The following is a 5,025-nucleotide window of genomic DNA, read 5'->3' on the forward strand; positions in this document are numbered from 1 at the left end:
CGACATTTACGTATACCTTGACATAGGGGGTTCGCCCGAGATTGGTATTGAGGTAACAGTACTCGCACAGTCCCGGACACCCGGAGACCAGGGGCAGCTGATAGTGCGCCGACGGCCTGCAAGTCTGAAAGTCCCGTCTTTTCCATACCAAGACCACCATTGTTCGCTTGGACAGGAAAAACCGCTCCGCAAAGGTCTTTTGGGTCGAGAGCGGAATCTTCTTCTCGTAAACCGATACCTCAACGTCTTCGGCCTTCAACCTACTCATCAGCTCGCGCCCCAAAGGGTACGCGAGAGCTGCCTTTTGAATGAAGGCCAGCCTAGGAATAAAGGGGCCCACCCGTTGTCACCTCGTACTCATCCTGCCCTGAATTCCGCATTGTTAACCCTATAGCCGCGAGTTACTAAGACCTAGGCGGGCTAGACTGTATCGGTGAGCCCATTTCCCGGAAGCCTCCTAGACTCGTCCACGGCAATTCTTCCTGTGTCGCGCATCGAGGAGATCATCGCCAAGCGCGAGCGGGTCGCGGCGATGTATGTGAATCGCCTTGCGAGGGTGCCGGGGGTGTTCCGGGTGCGCCTGCCGCACGTATGCTGCGCTCGGGGTGACGTGCACGAGCTGGTTCGTGTATGTGATCCGGGTCCGCGCCGACGAAGTCAACGGGGAGGAGCCCACCCCCGAGCGCCACCACCCCGAGCAGCGATCCAGCGAGCGACAACTCCTTGAGCGCGCGTCCGCCGTGCGCGACCACGTGATGCGGCGCTTCCAGGAGGCGGGGATCGGGTGCCGCCCGTACTTCACCCCCATCCACCTGCAGCCCTTCTACCGCGCCGAGTTCGGCTTCAAGGAGGGCGACTTTCCTGTCACTGAGCTCGCCGGGCGCACGAGCATCGTCATCCCGTTCCACAACCACCTTACCGCCGAGGAGATCGACTACGTCGCTGGCGTCCTCGAGCGGGCGCTGGTGGAGATGTGATGAGCCAATTCCGCACTGCGGGCGAGCCCGCCGAGGGTAGGCCCGGCGCGCAGGCGCGCGAGCTTGTCGAGAACGTCCGGGGAAGACCTGGGATGCCCGGTGGACGCGAGGCGGGATCGGGAGGAGGCTTCGAGACGTGGGGATGAGATGAGTCGCGCACGTGATCTGGACAGGTTCTACGATGTCCTCGAGCGCCTTCGGCTAAAGCTTGGAGGCTGCCGATGCCTGGGCGCTTGCGGAGGAGGTGGCGGCGAAGGCTGGCGCTGGCCGTCACAGGGCGTGTACTTCTTCTTTGAGCCCGGGGAGATGCGAGAGGACGGCAGGACACCCCGGGTGGTGCGCGTGGGCACCCACGCTGTGTACGAAGGCTCGAAGACGACGCTCTGGCAGCGCCTATCCCGGCACAAGGGACATGAGCGGGGAAAGTATGCTGGTGGAGGCAATCACAGGGGGTCGGTCTTCCAGCTGCACTGGAGTGCGATTCGGAGGGCTTTTTCACCTGGGACGCAAACCCGTACACCGACCATGAGGTGGACCTTACCCAGAAGCTCCTTGGTTTCAGCCGGGAGGATCTCCTCTGCCTCATAGAAAGGCTGCGCAACCGCGAGGCGGCGCTCAATCTGCGTCTTGTGGAAGGCAAGAGAACGATCCTCGAGATCCTGGACCACATCGCCATTGCGGAGTGGTGGTACGCGATCCGGGTCCTCCCCGACCTATCCGTAGTGGGAGACTGGGAGGATTACGACAACAGCGCTTTCGAGCGGATGACTTCGATCAGGACAATGTTCCTGCACACGTTCGCGGTATAGCTTCAAGACGCTCCGCTCAGCTTCATCGCCTCCAGAAACTGCATCCTCTATGAGCGGGCCGAGCTGGTGTTCGTGAACATCGCGCCTGATACAGCGAACATCGACCCGAGCCTCCGCTGACGACGCCGTCATCTCTCCGGCCCGTTCCTCACGTCTGCGTTTGCGCATGTCCGTCCTGCGCCGAATAGACTACTTTCCCTTTGGCGAGGATTTCGTCGTGCAGGAACGTGCCGCGGACGCTCTCATCGACCTCCTTTGGGGAATACGGACGCGGCGAGATGTTGGTATCAACGTGCTCTGTGAGGAGTTTGAGTCGCACTGCCTCCTTGAAGCGGTCACGTCCGAAGTCCGGGGAGATGATAGCTACATCGATGTCGCTCTCGCCATCTGCCTCCCCGCGAGCGTGGGATCCAAACAGGATGGCCCGAGCAACTCTGATGTTGTGCTGGCGAAGTGTCTCCACGTACTGTCTTATGAGCCTTTCAACTGATTCTCGAGCCACGCGACCATCTCCCTGGTATCATCTAGAATCGTGCGCGCGAAGTCCCTATCGCACCTTATGGACAGCTCCGCCCTATCCCCAGGGTATCGTGCTTCTATGTAGAACTCCGTGAGGGTTGAGAGGAGGACCTTTTGCCCATCCGAACATTCGCCCAAAACGCCGGCCTCGTCGGCGAGTCGCACCAGGTCGTGCTTACGGGGCGGGACCTCGGTAAACTTGTGTTGGTACAGCGCTTTTATGGCTTTCTCCACTGCTTGCTGGCACATGAATACCGAGTACAAGTACTTGCGGTTCTCGAACATGACCTCTGCAGCATCGTAGTCCTCGCGGGAGATATCGAGCCATTCCTGCACGTGTACGTTCATCGGCGTTCTCCCTCCCATCAGTAGTATGGCACAAAATCCAAACGGATTGAAGGCCCAACGGTCGAAGTTCAATTCATTGGAGGACCTCGCGTGACGGGCGGGATCGATACATGATCGACTCCGATTCCACTCTTGCTGAACGGGATGAGCAGGCGTGAGGCCCTGGCGTGGTCGCGGCACGTCGGCATCGCCCGCGACGTCAGGGCGGCGGCGACAGGCTTCCCGCTCGTCGAGTTCTTGCTGGGCGCCCGCTACCTGGACGCGCTCGAGCCCCCGGTGATCCCCCTCCCCCGGGCGGGCCAGCGCTTCATCTTCCTCGCGGGCTCTCGGAAGGAGGCCACCGTCGGAGGCCCCGGCCTGACGGTGGTCCGCGCGGGCCCGGAGGAGGCTGCTACCTACGGGAGCCCGGCCATCGCCGTAAAAGGGAAAGGCCGCATGTTCGGGCCCTTCGCGCGGGTTCGCGCAGGAGGAGCAGGCAGGGGCGGAGGAGACGGCGGCAGAGGGGGAGACGGAGGCAGAGGCGTTATGGGACCGTCTCATCGCGGACGACTCGCCCACCACGTTCGTGCGCGCCGTCCGAATCGGGAACGAGCTTCGGGAGCGAGTTCATGGGGAGCGAGTCTTCGAGCAAGCCCCCGAGGAGTATGTCTGGGCCGGTCCGGGCAGGTTCGTCGAGCGCGCGTCCGTGAGGAGTTAGCCTTCGGGCCCGCAGGGACGTCCAGCCCCAGGAGCATCATCGAGTCGAATGCCGTCGCCCTTCTGAGCAACAGACACAAGCCCCCGATCGACCCTCCGTCGCCCAACTGGCTCGGGCTATACGCCCAGCGGGCCGAGATACGCGAGTCCGGCCTGTGGAGCGTGAACTACGTCGACCAACCCTACGACCCCGCCTTCATCGAGCTCCTCGACAGCTTCGTGGCCGCAATGTCGTAGCCTTAATACATGCCGCCGACGCCGCCAGGTGACGCTACCTTTCCGCATCTCCGCCGTCCGAACGGCTTGCGGGCGCCCGCCCGGCGCACGCGCTGCCTGCATGCGGGCATATGCACCCCGACCATCGTCCTATCGTGCACCCCGTGGCCGCCTTGCGCACCGTATGGCGGCTCAAATGAAGCTCCCGTTCAAGAGGTCTGTCTTCCCGACCACGACTCCCGATATCAACAGACCATAAGGCGAGCCAGGGGAGCCGATCCCAGCAGGCACCCCGCAATTCCTGCTCTCCACGCCCTCGTTGTATTATCAAACATTGCATCCGCATATTGACAGTCTGTGTTTCATAACATATACTCGAGTCAGGAGGGATCGTCATGTTGACGCCGGAACAACTCGCCACCCGCCTCAGGGAAGCCCGAGAACGCGCCGGCCTGACCCAAGAAGAGGTGGCACGGAGCCTTGGTCTGCCGCGCTCGGCTATCGCGCTCATGGAGACTGGAAAGCGCAAAGTATCGGGGCTGGAACTAGCGCGCCTGGCGTACCTGTATGGCCGCTCGCCTGCAGAGTTTCTCGCTCCAGAATTCGCGATAGACGGACTTTCGGTGCTCCTGCGGGCGCTGCCGGAAGCGGATGACGACGAGGGGACGCGAGATGCGATTCGCAAGGGCATTGCCATTGCCCGGGAGATTGCCAACCTCGAACACCTGCTTGAAGTGGAGCGGGCGACAGCCGCCTTTCCTCGCTACCCTGCTATGCCCCTGCGAGGACGGTGGGAAGCGGTGGATCAGGGAAAACGCCTGGCGCACCAGGAGCGGCAGCGTCTGGAGCTCGGCTCCGCACCCTTGGACAACCTGGGAGACCTTATGGAAAACCAGGGCATCACCGTCTTGGAGTTGGAGCTACCCGACCACCTTTCCGGTTTCACAGTGCGGCTCAACGAGAGCGTCGTCTGTGGGGTTAACGTCACTCACGTTGCCGAACGGCGGCGGTTTTCTCTTGCGCATGAATACTGCCATGTCCTGGTCGATCACGACCGGCCTGGCATCGTCAGTCGACAGGAGGAGAATGACGAACTATCTGAGGTCCGTGCTAACGCCTTCGCCGCGGCCTTCCTCATGCCTGAGGACGGCATCCGTGATTACCTATCGCGCCTGAATAAGGGTCTTCCATCTAGACCGAGGGAGGCCGTCGTTCCTCTGGAGGGAGACGTCCAGTTCGTGGAGGGACGTCTCGGGCCCGAGGCCACGAAGATCGGGCTGTGGCACGTCTGTCTCTTGGCCGGTCACTTCCGCGTGAGCCGGCTGGCCATGACTTGGCAGCTTTTCAATCTCAAGCTGATCACCGAGCGGGAACGGACTAGACTCCTGGCTGCGGACCAGGACGGGTCAGGGCGGACGCTGTCGCGTATGCTCGGCATTGACGCCGAGGTCCAATGCGAA

General features: G+C 62.0%; 9 protein-coding genes. 6 read left to right on the forward strand and 3 right to left on the reverse strand.

Translation table 11 applies throughout. The annotated features are described in order from the left end of the window. Positions 1-268 (reverse strand): spore photoproduct lyase (locus tag GX515_03395; GenBank protein ID HHY32061.1); only part of this gene is annotated, 268 nt, incomplete at its 3' end. 337 nt (positions 269-605) lie between these two features. Here GX515_03395 and GX515_03400 point away from each other — a divergent pair. The 4 genes from GX515_03400 to GX515_03415 all read left to right on the forward strand — a co-directional run bounded on the left by GX515_03400 (position 606) and on the right by GX515_03415 (position 1,906). Further along, positions 606-977 (forward strand): DegT/DnrJ/EryC1/StrS aminotransferase family protein, encoded by a 372-nt coding sequence (locus GX515_03400; GenBank protein ID HHY32062.1) that lies wholly within the window; start codon positions 606-608, stop codon positions 975-977. Next, positions 977-1,123, forward strand: a complete 147-nt coding sequence (locus GX515_03405) for a hypothetical protein (protein HHY32063.1) — start codon at positions 977-979, stop codon at positions 1,121-1,123. The genes GX515_03400 and GX515_03405 overlap by 1 nt, the downstream gene beginning before the upstream one ends. Positions 1,124-1,507: 384 nt before the next feature. Then, positions 1,508-1,786 (forward strand): hypothetical protein, encoded by a 279-nt coding sequence (locus tag GX515_03410; protein HHY32064.1) that lies wholly within the window; start codon positions 1,508-1,510, stop codon positions 1,784-1,786. 24 nt (positions 1,787-1,810) lie between these two features. Next, entirely contained in the window at positions 1,811-1,906 is a 96-nt protein-coding gene (locus tag GX515_03415; protein ID HHY32065.1) for a hypothetical protein, read from the forward strand. A gap of 28 nt (positions 1,907-1,934) precedes the next feature. Here the strand turns inward: GX515_03415 and GX515_03420 are convergent, their stop codons facing one another. Then, the gene (locus GX515_03420; GenBank protein HHY32066.1) at positions 1,935-2,288 is read right to left on the reverse strand and encodes a nucleotidyltransferase domain-containing protein; all 354 of its coding nucleotides are present in this window, start codon (positions 2,286-2,288) and stop codon (positions 1,935-1,937) included. Then, positions 2,258-2,653, reverse strand: coding sequence for a HEPN domain-containing protein (locus tag GX515_03425; GenBank protein HHY32067.1), 396 nt, complete (start codon positions 2,651-2,653; stop codon positions 2,258-2,260). The genes GX515_03420 and GX515_03425 overlap by 31 nt, the downstream gene beginning before the upstream one ends. Before the next feature lie 144 nt (positions 2,654-2,797). On the opposite strand from GX515_03425, the gene GX515_03430 reads away from it, so the two are divergent. Both GX515_03430 and GX515_03435 read left to right on the forward strand, forming a co-directional pair. Then, positions 2,798-3,586: a hypothetical protein gene (locus GX515_03430; protein ID HHY32068.1), complete on the forward strand. Its 789-nt coding sequence runs from the start codon at positions 2,798-2,800 to the stop codon at positions 3,584-3,586. Positions 3,587-3,960: 374 nt separating this feature from the next. Further along, a partial coding sequence (locus tag GX515_03435) for an ImmA/IrrE family metallo-endopeptidase (GenBank protein HHY32069.1) occupies positions 3,961-5,025 on the forward strand: 1,065 nt, incomplete at its 3' end.

The sequence above is a fragment of the Bacillota bacterium genome (assembly GCA_012842395.1).
In the GTDB taxonomy this organism is placed as follows: domain Bacteria; phylum Bacillota; class SHA-98; order UBA4971; family UBA4971; genus UBA6256.